This is a genomic window from Streptomyces sp. NPDC048643 (assembly GCF_040650615.1).
Lineage (GTDB): Bacteria > Actinomycetota > Actinomycetes > Streptomycetales > Streptomycetaceae > Streptomyces.
The window spans coordinates 126,670-144,693 of the sequence record NZ_JBEZHO010000017.1; the positions used below are offsets into that span (position 1 = coordinate 126,670).

The window sequence follows — 18,024 nt, forward strand, 5'->3', positions numbered from 1 at the left end:
GGAAGCCCAGGCCACGACCCGGGGACCGGCTCACTGACGCCCGACGCCCGCGGACCGGCTCCGCGCGGCCCGGGGACCCGCTCGCGGGGACCTCACCGACGCTTCATCGTAGATTTCGAGACAAAGAACGGCGGCGACGAGAATGCGGCTGCGCGCACTGCTGGACACCGACGCGCTGGGCCTGCGGCTGCTCGGCGGCGAGGACGAGCTCGACCGCACCGTCCGCGGTGTGATGACCACGGACCTCAAGGACCCGAGCCGGTACCTCTCGGGCGGCGAGCTGGTCCTCACCGGCCTCGCCTGGCGGCACGACGCGAGCGACTCCGAGCCCTTCGTCCGCATCCTCGCGAGCACCGGCGTCGCGGGCCTCGCGGCGGGTGAGGCGGAGCTGGGTGACATCCCCGACGACCTGGTCCTCGCCTGTGCCCGGCACCGCCTGCCGCTGTTCGCCGTGAACGAGTCGGTGGCCTTCGCGACCATCACCGAGCACGTCGTGCGCCAGGTCTCGGGCGAGCGGGCGGGTGACCTGGCCGCCGTGGTCGACCGGCACCGCCGGATGATGACGTCGGGCCCCGCCGGCGGGGGCCCCGACGTGGTCCTCGACCTGCTCGGCACCGACCTCGACCTGCGCGCCTGGGTGCTGTCCCCCGCCGGACGGACCGTCGCCGGGTCGAAGGCGGCGGGCGGCGAGCTGCCCGCGGACATCTGCGCCAGGCTGGCCGCCGAGCACCTCGCGGCGGCCCGCACCGGGCGCCGTGGACCGCACCGGGTCACGGTCGGCCCGGCGACGTACTCGCTCTTCCCGATCCGCTCCGCGGCGCGCGCGGCGACCGCCTCGCGCGACGTCCGCGAGACGGTGCTCTCCGACTGGCTGCTCGCCGTCGAGGCGGACGCCGGGGACTGGCCCGAGGAGCGCCTCGACCTGCTTCAGGGCGTCACCCAACTCATCGCCGTGGAGCGGGATCGGCGGGACGCGGCGCGCACGGTGCGGCGGCGGCTCGCGCAGGAGGTCCTGGAGCTGGTCCAGACGGGCGCGGCGCCCGCCGAGATCGCGGCGCGGCTGCGGGTCGCGGCGCCGGTGCTGCTGCCGGGCCTCGGCGCGGCCCCGCACTGGCAGGTCGTGGTGGCGCGCGTGGAGTGGGAGGGCGGCGACATCGAGGGGGGTCCGGTGGCCCAGACGCTGCTGGAGGAGATCCTCGTGGACCCGCTGTCCTCGGGGCCGGAACATTCCGACCGGATAGCCGTCGCCCACACGGGTGACGAGGCCATCGCGCTGGTCCCCCTCCCGGCGGTCTCGGCCGACGACGACGGCTCGGGCGCGGGTCTGCACGCCGACCGGCTCCTGGAGGCCGTACGGGCCCCGCTGTCGGCCGGGCTGAACGACGACGGGCGGCTCACGCTCGGGGTGAGCGCCGCCGTGCACTCGGCCGAGGGGCTGCGCGGCGCCCTGGAGGAGGCCCGGCACGCCCGCCGGGTCGCCGCGGCACGCCCCGGGCGGGTCTGCGCGGCCGGGCACCAGGAGCTGGCCTCGCACGTCCTGCTGCTGCCCTTCGTGCCGGACGACGTCCGACGCGCCTTCACCGCACGGCTCCTCGACCCGCTGCGTGACTACGACAGCCGGCACCGCGCCGAACTGATCCCCACCCTGGAGGCGTTCCTCGACTGCGACGGGTCCTGGACGCGCTGCGCGGCCCGTCTGCACCTGCATGTCAACACGCTGCGCTACCGCGTCGGGCGGATCGAGCAGTTGACGAGCCGTGACCTGTCGCGCCTGGAGGACAAGTTGGACTTCTTCCTGGCCCTGCGGATGAGCTGAACCGCGGCGGGGTCCCGGGAGACCGGCCCCGCCCCGCCACTTTGTGAAATCCTTCACCCACCCTCTTGGCCGGGCCCGGTGATCCGTGCTGAGATGCCACCACTCAACAGCTCAATGGTGTGCTCGGGGAGGGCAACGTGGCGCATACCGCCATGTCTGGTTCCGGAACGACTGCAGGGGACGATCCACTCCAGACCGCGGTATGGCGGCTGCGCTCGCGCGCCTGCTGGGCCGACGCGGCGGCGCTGCTCCAGCCGCACACGGCGGAGGCCTCGCTCCAGAGAGCTTCACTGCTCGTCGAACGCTGTCTCTACACCGAGCAGGGGTGGGCGGAGGCGGAGGACGCGCTGCGCACCGCCGAGGCCCTCGCGCAGAGCGACGACGAGCGCGGCGCGGCGGCCTGCGAACGCGGTCAACTCGCCTACGCCTCCACCCTGCTGAGCGTGCGCGACCGGGCCGACGAGGCACGTGCCGCACTCGGCCGGGCCGCCGCCCTGATCGCGCCGGGCGCTCCCGGACGGGCCCTGCTGGACTTCCGGCGCGGACTGCTCGCCGAGAACCTGGCCAGGGCACCGCAGGCGGCCCGGGCGGCGTACCGACGGGCGCACGCGGGCGCGACCGCCCAGGACGATCCACTGCTGATGTCCTTCACCTGGCGGCACCTCGCCGGACTCGCCCTGCGGGAGGGGGAGTTGGCGGAGGCCCGGCACGGCTTCGCCGAGTCCCTGCGCATCCGCGAGGAGTTGGGCTATCTCGTCGGTACGGCCCCGGCGCTGGCGTCGCTCGCTGACGCCGAGTCGGAGCCGGAGGCCTCCCGGCTCCGCGCGGAGGCGGGCCGGCTGTTTCGGCTGCTGGGGGGCGTACCCACCTGGCTGGCGACCCAGTTGACGCCGCCCGCGGCGACGGCCTGACCGGACCCGTGGGCGCACGCGCGACACGTGCGCCCACGGCGGGGCCGGGCGGTTCGGATCGGCGTGGCCCCGCGACGGGTGAACGGCGCCCCTGCGGACGGGCGGTCCGGTGACCCGGCGAGGCCGTGGCCACCGTCGCGCGCCCGCCGGGGAGGGCGGGCAGCCGTCAGCTGCTCTGGATCCGTGCCAGCAGGTCCCGTGCGAACGTCGTGACGTCGTGGCGGAGTCCGGGGTCGCGGACCAGGCAGACGACGACGGCCACCACGACGAGGAACGTCAGGAAGCCGCCGAGGCCGCCGCCACGTCCCGCGCCGGTGTGGGCCGTCGGGCGGTGCGTGCGGGGCGAACCCCCGTGGACGCGGGCCATGTCGTGCGCGTTGCGGTGGATGCGGACATGGTTCTGGTGGATCTGCTGGGCCTGCTGAGCGGCCTGCTGCGCCTGCTGCTGCGCCGCCCAGGACGGGTCTGGCATGGCTCTCTCCCCCGGTTGCGGTCGGGCTCTCGCCCGGAACCTGTGCACCGGGGCACGCGGCCGCGGGCGGTGCGGGTTCCCGGCGGCGGAGAGTGTTGCGCGGACCGTACGGCTCCGTGACGCACGGGCTCCGGACGGTTACATGTCCGCCGGATTCAGGACGGCTGCGTACGGGCCGGTCAGGACGCGCCGGTGAAGTGCTCCCGGACCAGGGCCTGGACGACCGCGAGGTCACCGGCCGTCAACGCGTCGAGGAGCGCGGTGTGTTCGGCGGCGTCCGCCACCAGGTCGGCGCGGCCCCGGGAGACGGGACCGCCGACGAGCGGCCACTGCGCGCGGCGGTGCAGGTCGTCGGCGATGCGCACCAACTGGGCGTTGCCCGCGAGGGCGAGGACCGCGCGGTGGAAGGTGCGGTCGGTCTCGGCGTAGGTGGCGCGGCAGCCCGAGGACGCGGCGCGGACGGTGGCCTCGGCGAGCGGACGCAGCTCGGCCCAGCGCGCCGCGGGCACGGTGCGGGCGAGCCGGAGCATCACGGGGACCTCGATCAGCCCGCGGATCTCGGCGAGTTCGGCCAGTTCGCGGGTACCGCGCTCGATGACGCGGAAGCCGCGGTTCGGGACGACCTCGACGGCCCCTTCGAGGGCGAGCTGCTGCATGGCCTCGCGCACCGGCGTGGCCGACACCCCGAAGCGATCGCCGAGCGCGGGCGCCGAGTACACCTCGCCGGGGGCGAGTTCACCCGCGACGAGCGCGGTGCGCAGCGCGTCGAGGATCTGCCCCCGCACGGAGGCCCGTTGCACGACGGGCCGGGCGCGCACGCCGGCCCTCGGGTCGTCGGCCGGCGCGCCGGGGCGGAGGGCGTCCGCCGGTCCCGCGGAACGGTGCTCGTCGGGGTCCGGGGACCGGGTGTCCTTGTCCCGTGAGCCGGGGCGGGTGCCCTGCGCGGGGACGACGGAAGGGGTACCCGCTCCGCGCGGACGCGGGATCGGCGCCTCGCCGTGGGTGTGCTCCCCGCGGGCCGAGGCGGTGGCGCCGTCCGGTCGGCTGCCGGTGCCGTCGCCGACGGCGTCCGAGGTGACGCCCCTCGGCCGGCTCCGTTCCGCGGGCCGTGGCTGCGCCGGAATCCGGAAGGCCGCCGCTTCGGCGTCCGGGACCCCCGGCCCTTCAAAGCCGTGGGCGCTGCGCGGACCGGCCTGCTCCACGGGTCCTCCTCGGCTCGGTGCTGCTTGGGGTCATTGCGGCGATTGTCACCTGTCCGTCAAGCACGATAGGCGCACATCGCCTCAGTTCAAACATTCGAAATCGAGGGTAAGGTAAGGCTTACCTGCAAACGATCGTGAAGCGATGGTTCCGCATGTCCGCTCCCGCTCTGCCCGCCCAGGCCGTCGCGGCCGCCCCGACCGGCCCCGACGCGCGCGCCGTCGCCGTGTCGCCCCTCGCGGACGCGTACGCGCGGATGACCGAGGCGATGCCCGACCTGAGCGTCATCGAGCTGGCCGACACGGAAGCGGCGCCCCGCGGCGCGGGCTGGGCCCACGCCGCCGGGCTCGCGGACGGCGGGGCCGAACTCGACGCGTTCCTCGCATGGGACGAGGCACAGGTGGTCCGGGACTACGCGCAGCAGGCGCGGCCCGATGTCGTGGCGAGCTTCGGACTGCACCGGTACGCCTGGCCGGCCTGCCTGCTGATCACCGTGCCGTGGTTCCTGCAGCGCCGGGTGCCCCACATGCCTGTGGAGCACGTCACATATCACCGCGAGCTCGGCCGGTTCGCCGTCCGTGTCACCACGTTCGCCTGCCTGCCGAACGACCCGGCCGCCGCGCTGCCCGGTGCGCGGGTCGTGCCGGACGAGGAGGCGCTGCGCGCCGAGGTGCGGGCCGCGGTGGCCGAGCACCTGGAGCCGGTCCTCGGCGGATTCGGCCCACGCATGCGGCGACGCGGCCGGGCCCTGTGGGGCATGGCGACCGACGAGATCGTCGAGGGCCTCTGGTATCTCGCACCCCTGTTCGGCGAGGAGTCACGCGGCAGGCGCGAGCTGGAGCTGCTGCTTCCCGGTGCCACGCGGCCCTATGTCGGCTCCGCGGCGTTCCGTGAACTGACCGGCCCGGCCGGTCAGTCGCTGCCCACCCGCGACCGGGCGAGCTGCTGTCTCTTCTACACACTGGACCCCGAGGACACCTGCGCGACCTGCCCGCGCACCTGCGACGCGGACCGCGTCCGCAAGTTGACGGCCGTCGACGCCAGTTGAGGCACCCCGGTCGGGCGCGGGCCCGCGCGTAGCCTAAGATCAACATCGCCCGAGGGCGCCTCGGGGACGTTTCCCGGATCACAGGTACTTCACAAGTTCCTCACTTGTCGCAGGAACTTTCCGTCGAACCATCCGTACGGGTAATCTTATTCGCACTCAACTCCCGTCCCTCGCGCGGCAGTTCGAGCAGAACGTCGCCCTGCGCATCCCCGTGCACTCCCTTGGCGGCCTCTTGCCCCGAAACCCCCTGAGGGCCGACGTGATTGGGCCACTATGGCGGGCGTTACGCCCTATCCCAATGCAAGGGACCCCAGATGAGACTGACCGACATATCGCTGAACTGGCTGCTTCCAGGCGCCGTTCTGCTCCTGGGCCTGCTGGCGGCGGTGGCGGTGCTCGCGCGCGGCAAGCGGTCCGGGGACACGAGCGGCGACGACTCCTGGGAACGCAGCGAGGAGCGCCGCAGGCGTAAGGAGGCCATCTACGGCTCGGCCTCCTATGTGCTGTTGTTCTGCTGTGCCGCGGTCGCGGCGGCACTCTCCTTCCACGGCCTGGTCGGCTTCGGCCAGCAGAACCTGGGCCTCTCCGACGGCTGGGAGTACCTCGTCCCGTTCGGTCTGGACGGCGCGGCCATGTTCTGCTCCGTCCTCGCCGTGCGCGAGGCCAGCCACGGGGACGCGGCTCTCGGTTCCCGCATACTCGTGTGGACGTTCGCGGGTGCCGCGGCCTGGTTCAACTGGGTCCACGCGCCCCGGGGCATGGCTCACGCCGGCGCCCCGCAGTTCTTCGCGGGCATGTCCCTGTCGGCCGCGGTGCTGTTCGACCGTGCGCTGAAGCAGACCCGTCGTGCCGCGCTGCGCGAGCAGGGTCTGGTGCCGCGTCCGCTGCCGCAGATCCGTATCGTCCGCTGGCTGCGGGCCCCCCGTGAGACGTACAGCGCGTGGTCGCTGATGCTCCTGGAGAACGTCCGCACGCTGGACGAGGCCGTGGACGAGGTGCGCGAGGACCGGCGCCAGAAGGAGCAGAACCGCCTGCGCCGCCGGAACGAGGAGCGGGTCGAGCGGGCCCACCTCAAGGCCCTGAGCCGTGGTCACCGCGGCTTCGCCGGGCGGGGTGGCGGCCGGGAACTGGAGACGGCGACCGTGGAGAGGGCACCCGCCGCGGGCTCCGCGGAGCCTGCCATATCCACCGCGGAGCAGCTGCCCGTACGCTCGCGGCCCTCCCTCACCCCGGTCCGCAAGAGCACTGAGCCGATCACCGTCGACCTCACCACGGAGGACGACACGATGGCCCTTCCGCGGCTCGACTCCCTCGAGCGCAAGCTCAAGGACCTGGAGCAGCAGTTCGGCTGAGGCACTGTTCCCACCCGGGCGACAGCCCGGGTGGGTCCGGCTCCGGCCTGACCCGGACACGCATGACGACGGCGGCACGGTGTTCTACACCGTGCCGCCGTCCAGTTCGAACCACACCGCCTTGCCCACGCCGTGCGCCCGCACCCCCCACGCGTCCGCCAGGGACTGCACGAGGACCAGACCTCTGCCGTGGGTGCCGTCGTCGGCGTCGGGGACGCGCAGCCGGGGCCTGCGTCCCACGAAGTCCCGCACCTCCACGCGCAGTCGGCGCGCTCCGACGGTCGCCGTCAGGACGGCGTCGTGGTCGGTGTGGACCAGCGCGTTGGTGACCAGCTCGCTGGTCAGCAGCTCGGCTATCTCGGACCGGCCCGGCATCCCCCAGTGCCGTAACAGCTCGCGCAGCGCCCTGCGCGCCTCGGGCACCGCCCGCAGGTCCGCCTTGACGAGCCGGCGCCGGAGCTGCGTGGTGTCCGGCCGGTCGGTCGCCCCGTCGGACATGTCGTCCACCGGATCGGTGGAGGAGGTCCCCCTGGCCGTCGGAGCGCCTCCGCTTGCCTGCCTCTTCATGACCCCCGCCTGCGTGCCGATGTCGGATCCCCCCTGCTCGAACACGTTCACGGGATCCATGCCCCAACGGGAACGTGACAGTCATGTCGAATCGCCGGTCGCCGGGCGCGCGACCGTGATCGCGCGACGCCTGCATCGGGCACCGATCGGCGCGACGGAGCCGCACGGACGCCGGGGATCCACTCCTCACGCCGGTCGCCTGTCCGTCGGGGCGGGCCGGGAGCGGGCGCCTCGGCCGTCATCACGCGCAGCACGGTGGGCGCACCAGGTGCCACCGGCGTGGACCTGTGGCATGTTCGGGTCGATCCGGCGTGCGCGGCCGGGGAGTTCCGGACCGCTCATGGGCGCCGCACGTCCGGCAGGCTCGGGGGAAACCCCTGGTCGACCGAGGGGTTCGCGCCGGGCACCGGGCGCCGGAGGAGACGACGGCCCGGGCGACGGCAGGCGGTCACCGGCTCCGGGTCCGGCCCGGCACGTTCCCCGCCTCGGGTCGGGGACACGGTCGTACGACGCACCGGTCGTGCCTCGCGGAGGCCTCGCCCCGCCCGGCGGCCGGACTGCCGCGAGGGAAGGTGAGGCAGAGCGTCCGCGGCGGGGCGGGCGGCGGGCCGTGCGCCCCGGACGGCTCCGGAACCACGCGTGCGGGAGACGCCCCGACCGTGGAACGTCAGCCGATGCGCCGACACGCGTCTGCCGAACTCGCCGTACACGAACAGGACTTGGCGCGTCCCGTGGTCGCTGCCGGGCCCTCGGCGGGGCCCTCGCACCGAGCGCCCCGGACCCCTGACGGAACCCGCCCCAGATCCCGCGGCCTACGGTCGGGGCACGTTGCGCAGGTTGGACCGGGCCATCTGGAGCATGCGCCCGACACCGCCGTCCAGCACGATCTTCGACGCCGAGAGCGCGAAGCCCGTCACCATGTCCGCGCTGATCTTCGGCGGGATGGACAGGGCGTTCGGGTCGGTGACGATGTCGACGAGAGCGGGGCCCTTGTGGGCGAAGGCGTCCTTGAGCGCTCCGGCGAGCTGCTTGGGCTTCTCCACGCGGACGCCGTACGCCCCGCACGCCTGCGCCACGGCCGCGAAGTCCGGGTTCTTGTTGGTGGTGCCGTACGAGGGCAGACCGGCGACGAGCATCTCCAACTCGACCATGCCGAGGGCGGAGTTGTTGAAGAGGACCACCTTCACGGGCAGGTCGTACTGGACGAGCGTGAGGAAGTCGCCCATCAGCATGGAGAACCCGCCGTCGCCGGACATCGACACGACCTGCCGGTTCCGGTCGGTGAACTGGGCGCCGATCGCCATCGGCAGCGCGTTCGCCATCGACCCGTGCGAGAACGAACCGATCACGCGGCGGCTGCCGTTGGGTGAGATGTAGCGTGCCGCCCACACGTTGCACATCCCGGTGTCCACCGTGAACACCGCGTCGTCGTCGGCGAGTTCGTCGAGCACGGAGGCGACGTACTCGGGGTGGATCGGGACGTGCTTGTCGACCTTGCGGGTGTAGGCCTTGACCACGCCTTCGAGCGCGTCCGCGTGCTTCTTCAGCATCTTGTCGAGGAAGCGCCGGTTGCCCTTGGGCCGCACCCGCGGGGTCAGACAGCGCAGGGTCTCCTTCACGTCCCCCCACACCGCGAGGTCCAGCTTGGAGCGCCGTCCCAGGCGCTCGGGCCGGACGTCGACCTGGACGATCTTGACGTCGTCGGGCAGGAACGCGTTGTACGGGAAGTCGGTCCCCAGCAGGATCAGCAGGTCGCACTCGTGGGTCGCCTCGTAGGCGGCGCCGTAGCCGAGGAGTCCGCTCATCCCGACGTCGAACGGGTTGTCGTACTGGATCCACTCCTTGCCCCGCAGGGCGTGTCCGACCGGCGACTTGATCTTCTCGGCGAACTCCATGACCTCGGCGTGCGCGCCCGCCGTGCCGCTGCCGCAGAAGAGCGTGATCTTCTGGGCCTCGTCGATCATCGCGACGAGTTCGTCGATCTCGGTGTCACCCGGCCGGACACTGGGCCGGGAGGTGACGAGGGCGGTCTCGATGGTCTTGTCGGGGGCGGGCTCGGAGGCGATGTCGCCCGGCAGTGAGACGACACTGACCCCGGACTGGCCGACCGCGTGCTGGATGGCGGTCTGGAGCAGCCGCGGCATCTGCTTCGGGCTGGAGATCAGCTCGCTGTAGTGACTGCACTCGCGGAACAGCTGGTCGGGGTGGGTCTCCTGGAAGTAGCCGAGGCCGATCTCGCTGGACGGGATCTGCGAGGCGAGGGCCAGCACGGGTGCCATGGAGCGGTGCGCGTCGTAGAGACCGTTGATCAGGTGGAGGTTGCCCGGGCCGCAGGAGCCGGCGCAGGCCGCGAGCTTTCCGGTGATCTGCGCCTCGGCGCCCGCGGCGAACGCGGCCGTCTCCTCGTGCCGGACGTGGATCCAGTCGATGGCCGCGTTGCGTCGGATCGCGTCCACCACGGGGTTGAGGCTGTCGCCCACGACCCCGTACAGCCGCTTGACGCCCGCACGGACGAGGATGTCGACGAACTGCTCGGCGACGTTCTGCTTGGCCATGCTGCACGCACCTCTTCGTGATCCTCGAAGCCCTCAGGCGTCCCGGGTCCCCCGTCCCGTCGTCCGTCCCCTGGTTCCATGAATTCACACCGTGCGCGGTTACGCCTCCCAAACGGCGGCCGCCGTCCTGTCGTCGGCGTACCCCTTGACCCGGACCTGGCTGTCCGCGAGGAAGGCCGCGAGGCCGGGCGGTTCCCCCTCCGACCACCGTGTCGTGAGGTACTCGGCCAGCTCCGGTTCGCCGCGCAGCGGCTCCGCCATGCCTCCCGTGCAGAGCAGGAGCGTGTCACCCGGGCGGGCGATCGAGGCCCGGAACCGGAACGGGGGACGCGGCGGGCGCGGCGCGGGCTCGTAGGGGCTCGGGGGTGTCGTGATCCCCAGGTCCATGGTGAGCCGGTCGCCCTCCGGGGTCTCGTGCGGCGGCGATCCGAAGCCGACCACGGGCTCCCCCGTGGCCTCGGCGACCCGGGGCTCGATGTCCTGCCACTCACCGTCCCGCAGCCGGAACAGGCCGCCGGCGCCGACGCCGAAGAAGACCCGGGTACGGCACTCGGGGTCGGCGGGGAGCAGCAGACAGCGCAGGCTGGCGGTGTACTCCTCCGGCTCGACGCCCTGCTCCGCCGCGCTCGCCCGCAGTCTGCCGAGACTGCGGTCGGTGAGGCGGTGCAGCCCCGACTTCAGCTCGCCGCGGCACGCCGCCCGGATGTCGTCGGCGAGCCGCCCGTGACTGCGTCCGACGGCGCGCGCGATCCACTGGCACGCCTCCGCCGCGGCCCGGTGCGCTCCCGGGGTGGCCCGGGCGCCGGTCGCCATCGCCACCAGCACGAGCGCCTGCTCGCCCGACCCGAACCGGGCGGTGAGCAGCGCGTCACGGCGCGGCTCGCCCCGGTACCGGGCGGAGTCCCCGCGCACCGACACGGCCCGCAGGGTGCTCGTCCCGTAGCGGGCGCCGTCGAGCACGGTGTCGGCGACCAGGTCGTCGAGCTCGTCCGGGTCGGCGGGCGGGAGCGCGGTCGGCTCGGCGTCATACGTGGGCGGCCCGGACCCGACGTGACCGACGGCGGGCGGCTGCTGCGGCACGGCGAGCACGGGTTCCCGGAGCGTACGGGGAGGGGCGTCCTCGGGCTCGACAGCCGCCCGTGGCGTCCGAAAACCGCCGGTGGTACTCGGGAGCCCGGTAGGGGCGGCGGGCGGCGGACCACTGTCCGCCCGCCCAGCGGGAGCGGGGCCGACGGTACTGGGGGCGGCGAGCGCGGGCCTTTCGGTTCCTGGGCCGACCGGTGCGGGACCGGCAGGGGGTGGACCTGCGGACCCAGGACCGGCGGGACCCCGGCCGACCGGTGCCGGACCTGCCTGTGCCGGACCGTCGGCGGGCCAGGCGGGACCCGGGCCGGTCGGTGCGGGGCCGGCAGGGGATGGACCTGCGGACGCAGAGCCGGCGGGACCTCGGCCGGCTGGTGCCGGACCGGTGGCGGCCGGCCGGACGGGGCCCGGGCCGCCTGATGCGGGACCTGCCGGTGCAGACCCGGCAGCGGGTGGATCTGCCGGTACAGGAGGGGCGGGAGCAGCCCCGGCGGAGCCCGGGCCGACCGGTGCGGAACCGGTAGCGGGTGGCCCTGCGGGTGCGAAGCCCGGGCCGGTCGGTGCGGGGCCGGTGGGCGTCTCTGCGGCCGGGCCTGGGCCGGTGCGTGGCGGACCGGCGGGTGCCTGGCCCGCTGGGCCCGCGGGTGCGGGCCTGGCGGATTCCGGGCCGCCCGCCGGACCGGCGGGCTCCGCGGCGTTCGGGACGCCGGGCGCGGACGTGGGCTTGGGCGGTGCGTCCGCCGGCGGCGGGGGCGCGTCGGCCGGAATCCTCGATCCGGGCGCCCTCCCCGCGGACACCTCGGCGTGCGCGTCCGGGCCGGACGACTGAGGGGTGAACCCCGGCGGGGTCGGCCCGGGCGGGAAGGGAGCGGGAGCCGCCGGGTCGGCGGGCGGGGAGTCCCAGGAGCCGGGCCGTTGCCCGAGCCCGGCCCGCGTGGGCCGGTCCGCCTCGGGATACGCGTTCCTGTCCGGAGGCGTGGCCCCGTCGGGATCCTGACCCGTCCCCGGGCCCCGCTCCCACCGGCCGGGGCGGGACGCCGCGACCTCACCGCGCGGGGTCGCGCCGGTCCAGGCCCCGGGCGCCGGGGCACTGTCCCACTCCACCGAGGAGGCGGACGGCCGGTCCCAGACGGCGGGAGCCTGCCCGGGTACGGCGGGAGGCCGCTCCCCCGTCTCCGGGCCCGACACATCCGGCGCGCCGGATGTGTCGGGGGCCCGCCGACCGGGGTACGGCGCAGCTTCCTCGTCCTCGAAAGCCCCAGAAGCCGAAGCCGCGGACGGGCGGTCCCAGCCGGAGGGAGCCCGCTCGGGTACGCACGGCGGCTGGTTCCCCGTCCCCGAGCGAGGCACATCCGGCGCACCGGAGGCTCGCCGGCCGGGGTACGGCGCCGGAGCCTCGTCGTCGAAGGCGCCGGAGGGCCGCAGGGTCCCGCTCCCGCTGCCGTGCCCCGGCGCGGGTCCCCATTCCGACCCCGGTCCGGGCGCGGCACCGGCCCCCGGCACCGTTCCGGGGGCAGGCCCAGTCCCTGGGACCGATCCCGGGGCGCGCACCGACCCCGGCGCCGGTCCCGACGCGGGCACAGACCTCGGCGCGGGTGCGGACCCCGGCGGCGACCCCGGTCGGGGCACCGACCCCGCTCCGGGAGCCTCCGCCGCCCCCGGGGGAAAACCCCGCTCCGGTCCGAACTCCCCGTCCGGCGCGGGCTCCTGGCCGGTTCCGGAGCCGTCGCCCAGCGTCCCGGCCGCCGACGCGAACCGGTCGTCGAGGGAGTCGGCCGCCGGCGCGGGCCCCGTGTCCTCGGTGGAGTCGTCGTACAACTCCCCCCACCATGCGTCCTCGTGACCGGTGGGCTTCTCCCCCTGCTGACTCATGCCCCTAATTGTCCACCGCGGTGGCCTGTTGAAAACGGGGCATCCGGAAAAACCGGCCAAGGTGCTGGCCGTCGAACGGCGTGTCGAGGGAGTCGTCGAACATGAATACGGGGCAGAACGCCCGCACGCATGACCGCCGGGCGGTCCCACCCCCCACGGGAGAACCGCCCGGCGGCGCCTTGGTGCCCGGGTCTCAGCGCACGTCGTAGGCCCGGTTCACGGTCTGGCTGACCGAGTTGCCGTGGGCGTCGGTCAGTTCGGCCTTGAGTGTGACCTGCCTTCCTTGGGCTCCGCTGTGATCGACGGTCGCCGTCCACCGTCCGTCGTGCCGGGCGGTCGCGGCGGACGTCCAGGTCTTCCCGTCGTCGTAGGAGTACGACAGCTTCACCGCGGTGAGTGCCCCGGGCCGGTAGCCCGCGTGCCCGGTCGCCGACAGCATGATCCGCTGACCGTCCTTCGCCGGAAGGGTCTTGAGTCCGTCCTCGGGCAGTTCATAGCGCGGGAAGAGCAGCGGGATGCCCTGCGAGACGACGTCCTCCTCGAGGTGCGAGCGGAAGGACCAGGTGGTCACGGTCTGCGTCGACCGGTTCCAGACACGGGACCCGATCTTCGCGGTGGCGAGGGTGAGTTCGTACGAGGCGTCCTCGGCCGGGACGTCGAACACGCCGTAGGGGACGGAGGACTCGCCGATCGACTCGCCGTCACGCCGCAGCTCCATGGAACCGATGTCCCCGAAACCCCCCTGGACTCCCTGGTGTCGGGCGTCGCCCCAGAAGCCGGGGGCGACGCCGATCAGGTTGCCCTGACGCTCCGCGGCGAGCGCCTGCTCACCGGACGCGTCCAGGGGAGTCACCGGGGTGAGGACCCCGCCGTACCACTCCTCCGTCCGCCGCTCACCCTTGGTGTAGGTGCGCATCGGGTCGATCATGAACTCGCCGAAGGGGAAGCTGCTGGACACCTGGTGGCCCCAGCCGGTGGTACCCGCGGAGGAGTACTCGGTGCGCTCGAAGGGTGCGGGCACGGTCTCGATGTCGGCGAAGGCGCCGGTGAGTCCGCTCGGGCGGGCGAAGGAGGGCAGGTCGACGTAGTCGGTGGCGGTGCCCATCGCGCGGTAGGTGGCGCGGTCGGCGGCCAGGTCACGGTCGCGGACCCGGTAGGTGACGGCGTGCCGGAGCTGTCCCGTCTCCGGGAAGGCCAGGTTGTAGACGTACGGGCTCTTGGCGGTCGCCTTCCAGCGCAGCGTCACGTCCGGGGAGGCGAGCAGAGCGCGTGCCTCGTCGGCCGGAATGCCGAGGACCGGGAGCGGGCCGCCGGTGAAGCCGGTCGACGGGTACCAGCGGCCGGGTGCCTCGCGGTAGGCGAGGACGGCGAGCGCGCCCGCGGCCTTCGCCGCCGTCGCGACGGTGCTCGCGTTGCCGCTGTCCGGCAGCTTGACGAGCGCGATCTTCCCCTTGGCGCCCGCTAGTTCGTCCGCGGTGCCCGACTTGGCGTCGACGAGCTCCGCGCGTCCGCTGCCGTCCAGGTTGGAGGACGAGGTGGAGCCGGTCACCGGGTGCAGGGTCGGCCCTCCGACGACGGCGAGTTCGGAGATCTGCGGGGCCGCGGCCCGCCAGAAGCTGTCGAACTCGAAGGTGCCGTCACTCGCCCGGCCGTCGACCGAGGCGTAGTAGCCGCGCACGGAACGGCCGCCGGCGGCGGTACCGGCGTGCAGCCAGGTGTCGTCCCAGGAGCGCGCGAACCCGAGGGTGGCGCCGCGGAGTTCGGACGGTTGGTCGGTCCGCACGCTCAGCCGGTGGGCCGTGCGGGCGTCGAGCACGACGGTGGTGTCCTTGCGGATCTCCAGTTGCGGACGGGCCAGGTACGTCAGGGAGTTGACGAGAGTGCCCTCCGTCTCGGGAGTGGCGACGAAGCTGGAGAGGAAGTAGCTGCCGGGGCGTATCTGGTAGGTCTGGTCGCTCGCGCCCTCGTTGAAGCGGCGTTCGCCGCTCGCGTCGTCCGTGCCGATGAGATCGAGGGAGGACGCGGAGCCGGCGGGACGGCCGAGCCGGTCGACGAGCTTGACGCGGAGGGTGAGCGTCTCCGGCTGGACGTAGAGGGAGAAGGGGGTGGAGACCGCGACGCCGTCGGCGGTGGCGAGGACGCGGCCGGTGACGTCGCCGTACTGGGCGCGGGTCAGGGTGGCGTCCGGGTCGAGCTTCAGCGGGACCGTGACGGTGGCACCCGGGGCGACGGTGACGGAGCGTGCCCCGAGCCGGGCGACCGGGGTGCGCACGGCGGAGCCGTCGTTGCCGGTGACCCCGTCGAGGGCGAGCTTCAACACTACTTTCTTGGCACCGGTGTTGGTGTACGGCACGTCGATGGTCGTGCGGTCGCTCTTGTCCTGGGGCCAGTTGAAGGTGCCGCCCTGGAGTGCGGGTGTGCCGAGCACGGTCTCGTCGACGGCGGCCTTCACGTCGAGACGTCCGCCGCCGGTCTCCCGTACGTCGCCGGGGATGTCCGCGTCGGCGCCGGAGACGAGGGCGGCCTTGATCTGCTGGGCGGTCCAGTCGGGATGGCGCTGCTTGACGATCGCGGCGGCGCCCGCGACGTGCGGGGTCGCCATCGACGTACCGCTCATGGACTGGTAGGCGTAGACGCCGCGTCCGCCGGCGTTGGCGGCGGAGATGTCGACGCCCGGCGCGGTGATCTCCGGCTTCAGGGTGTGCGAGCCGTAGGCCGGGCCGCGGCTGGAGAAGGCGGCCGTGGAGTCGTCGCGGTCGACGGCGCCGACGGTGAGGACGCTGGGCGCGCAGCCGGGCGAGGAGACGGAGTTGGGGGTCGGTCCGGTGTTGCCGGCCGCGATCACGAAGAGGGTGTTCCTGCTCGACCGGGCGAGTTCCTCGGTCGCCGCGCTCATGGGGTCGGTGCAGTCGGTGGGCGCGGGGTTGCCGAGGCTCATCGAGACGACGTCGGCGCCCTGGTCGACCGCCCACTGCATACCGGCGATGATCCACGACGTCTCGCCGGAGCCGTAGTCGTTGAGGACCTTGCCGTTCAGCAGGTCGGCGCCTGGGGCGACGCCCTTCTTCTTGCCGCCGCTGGCCGCGCCCGTACCGCCGACCGTGGAGGTGGTGTGGGTGCCGTGACCCTGGTGGTCGCTCGTGTCCGGGGAGTCGGTGAAGTTCTCGGAGGCGGTGATCCGGCCCTTGAGGTCGGGGTGGTCGGCGTCGACACCGGTGTCGAGGACGGCGACCTTGGTGCCCTTGCCGTCGTACCCGGCGGCCCACGCCTCGGGAGCGTGCACCTGCTTGGTCGAACGGTCCAGCGTGGCCTGCACCTTGGCGTCGAGCCACAGCTTCTTCATCGAACCGGCCGCGCGGCTGCGGGAGTTGGTGACGTCCGCCCAGAACTCGGCGGCCTTGTTCTTGTCGGCCTTGAGCGCGACGCCGTCGATGGGGTCGAGGACCGGACCGCGCTTCGCGCCGCGCGGGGTGACCGGCAGGCTCCGGGCGACCGAGGAGTCGTACGTGGCGATGACCGGGACCGTCGAGGTGTGCGCGTCGTCGTAGCCCTGTCGCACCAGACCGGTGACGTTGAAGAGTTCCTCGTCGACACGGCCCCCGGCGATCGCGGCGACGGCGCCCTCGGGATAGACGTACAGGTCCTTGCCGGACTGCCGGGTCTGGACGAAGGGGGTGCTGCCGTCGGCGGCGGGCAGGACGTTCACCCCGTCCTTCGTCACCAGGACGCGGTCACCGGTGACGAGGGTGACGACGGAGCCCGAGGCGGCGGCGTCGGTGCCGGTCAGGGGCCGCGGCTGTTCCGTGGCGGCTCCCGCCACGGGTACGGCTGTCGTGACGGCGAGGACGGCGGCGGTCGCCGCCCCCATGGCCGTACGCGATATCCCTCTCCCCAAAAGTCCCACTCCCCAAGGTCGTCCGCCCGGCCGCGCATGGCGGTCCCGGCGCGGTCCGCGGGGCCGGTGCGGCCCGCGTTCGCGCAGGCCAGACCCAAGCAGGGCATTACGGGCGGTGGTTGGTGCTGCGGTGGCGTGAGCTTGTCAGAGGGGCGGGGGGTGCGGCGATGATGTGCCGAGGCGGGTTTGCGCCGTGGCCGTTTCCCGCCACGGTGCCGCCGACCGGCCGGAACGCATTCTGGGGAGGGACATCGCCGCATGCTGGGAGCGATAGGTCTGGACGAGACCCACGAGTCGGCGTACCGGGCACTGGTGTCCGTGGGCGCCGCCGACGTACCCGATCTCGCGCGCCGGCTCACGCTCGGCGAGTACGACACGGAGCGCGCGCTGCGCATCCTGGAGCGGCACGGGCTGGCCGCGCAGTCCTCCGCGCGGCCCGGACGCTGGGTCGCCGCGCCACCGGGTGTCGCCCTCGGCGCGCTGCTCACCCAGCAGCGCCACGAGCTGGAGAAGGCGGAGCTGGCCGCCGCGCTGCTGGCCGAGGAGTACCGGGCCTCCGCCACCGAGCCGGCCGTGCACGACCTGGTGGAGGTGGTGATCGGCGCGGCGGCGGTCTCCCAGCGGTTCCTCCAGCTCCAGCTGGGCGCGGCCGAGGAGGTCTGCGCTCTGGTCACCGGGAACCCGCTGGTGGTGTCCGGGACGGACAACGACGCGGAGGAGCAGGCGGCGGGCCGGGGTGTGCGCTACCGCGTGGTCGTCGAGCGGGCCGTGCTCGACCTGCCGGGCGGCATCACCGAGCTGTCCGCGGCGCTCGGGCGCGACGAGCAGGTGCGGGTGGTGGACCAGGTGCCGACCAAGCTGGTGATCGCCGACCGGGCGCTCGCGATGGTCCCGCTGACCTCGCACACCGCGGAGCCGGCGGCGCTGGTGGTGCACGCGAGCGGACTCCTGGAGCTGCTGTCGGGGCTGTTCCAGTCGGTCTGGCGGGACGCGCTGCCGCTGCGGCTGGGCAGCAGGGGCGTGCTGGAGCAGGAGCCGGACGGCCCGGACGGCGCCGACCTGGAGATCCTCTCCCTGCTCCTCGCGGGGCTCACCGACGCGAGCGTGGCCAAACAGCTCGATCTGGGGTTGCGGACGGTACAGCGCCGGGTGAAGCGGCTGATGGAGCTGACGGGCGTCGCGACCCGCCTCCAGCTGGGCTGGCACGCCTACGAACGAGGCTGGGTCGCGCGCGACTGATCTGCGGTTCCGCG

General features: G+C 73.8%; 11 protein-coding genes. 5 read left to right on the forward strand and 6 right to left on the reverse strand.

Features of this window, described 5'->3' with window-relative positions; translation table 11 throughout:
- Positions 1-142: 142 nt before the first annotated feature.
- Both AB0C62_RS19265 and AB0C62_RS19270 read left to right on the forward strand, forming a co-directional pair.
- On the forward strand, positions 143-1,816 hold the full coding sequence (locus AB0C62_RS19265) for a PucR family transcriptional regulator ligand-binding domain-containing protein (RefSeq protein ID WP_362974645.1): 1,674 nt from the start codon (positions 143-145) through the stop codon (positions 1,814-1,816).
- 137 nt (positions 1,817-1,953) lie between these two features.
- The gene (locus AB0C62_RS19270; RefSeq protein ID WP_362974647.1) at positions 1,954-2,727 is read left to right on the forward strand and encodes a hypothetical protein; all 774 of its coding nucleotides are present in this window, start codon (positions 1,954-1,956) and stop codon (positions 2,725-2,727) included.
- Between the two features lie 166 nt (positions 2,728-2,893).
- On the opposite strand, the gene AB0C62_RS19275 is transcribed toward AB0C62_RS19270, so the two are convergent.
- Together AB0C62_RS19275 and AB0C62_RS19280 are read right to left on the reverse strand one after the other, a co-directional pair.
- Entirely contained in the window at positions 2,894-3,199 is a 306-nt protein-coding gene (locus AB0C62_RS19275) for a hypothetical protein (protein ID WP_362974649.1), read from the reverse strand.
- 179 nt (positions 3,200-3,378) lie between these two features.
- The gene (locus AB0C62_RS19280) at positions 3,379-4,401 is read right to left on the reverse strand and encodes an FCD domain-containing protein (RefSeq protein ID WP_362974651.1); all 1,023 of its coding nucleotides are present in this window, start codon (positions 4,399-4,401) and stop codon (positions 3,379-3,381) included.
- A gap of 254 nt (positions 4,402-4,655) precedes the next feature.
- Between AB0C62_RS19280 and AB0C62_RS19285 the strand changes: the two genes are divergently transcribed.
- On the forward strand, positions 4,656-5,447 hold the full coding sequence (locus AB0C62_RS19285; RefSeq protein ID WP_362974711.1) for a (2Fe-2S)-binding protein: 792 nt from the start codon (positions 4,656-4,658) through the stop codon (positions 5,445-5,447).
- A 314-nt stretch (positions 5,448-5,761) separates the two neighbouring features.
- Entirely contained in the window at positions 5,762-6,799 is a 1,038-nt protein-coding gene (locus AB0C62_RS19290) for a DUF2637 domain-containing protein (RefSeq protein ID WP_081220044.1), read from the forward strand.
- Positions 6,800-6,883: 84 nt separating this feature from the next.
- Here the strand turns inward: AB0C62_RS19290 and AB0C62_RS19295 are convergent, their stop codons facing one another.
- The 4 genes from AB0C62_RS19295 to AB0C62_RS19310 all read right to left on the reverse strand — a co-directional run bounded on the left by AB0C62_RS19295 (position 6,884) and on the right by AB0C62_RS19310 (position 16,744).
- On the reverse strand, positions 6,884-7,306 hold the full coding sequence (locus AB0C62_RS19295) for an ATP-binding protein (RefSeq protein WP_362974712.1): 423 nt from the start codon (positions 7,304-7,306) through the stop codon (positions 6,884-6,886).
- Between the two features lie 872 nt (positions 7,307-8,178).
- Positions 8,179-9,921: a pyruvate dehydrogenase gene (locus tag AB0C62_RS19300; protein ID WP_362974653.1), complete on the reverse strand. Its 1,743-nt coding sequence runs from the start codon at positions 9,919-9,921 to the stop codon at positions 8,179-8,181.
- Between the two features lie 99 nt (positions 9,922-10,020).
- Positions 10,021-11,802 carry a protein phosphatase 2C domain-containing protein gene (locus AB0C62_RS19305; protein ID WP_362974714.1) on the reverse strand — a complete coding sequence of 594 codons (1,782 nt, stop codon included), beginning with the start codon at positions 11,800-11,802 and terminating at the stop codon, positions 10,021-10,023.
- 1,267 nt (positions 11,803-13,069) lie between these two features.
- On the reverse strand, positions 13,070-16,744 hold the full coding sequence (locus AB0C62_RS19310; RefSeq protein WP_362974655.1) for a S8 family serine peptidase: 3,675 nt from the start codon (positions 16,742-16,744) through the stop codon (positions 13,070-13,072).
- 285 nt (positions 16,745-17,029) lie between these two features.
- On the opposite strand from AB0C62_RS19310, the gene AB0C62_RS19315 reads away from it, so the two are divergent.
- Entirely contained in the window at positions 17,030-18,010 is a 981-nt protein-coding gene (locus AB0C62_RS19315) for a helix-turn-helix transcriptional regulator (protein ID WP_362974657.1), read from the forward strand.
- The last annotated feature ends 14 nt before the right edge of the window (positions 18,011-18,024 follow it).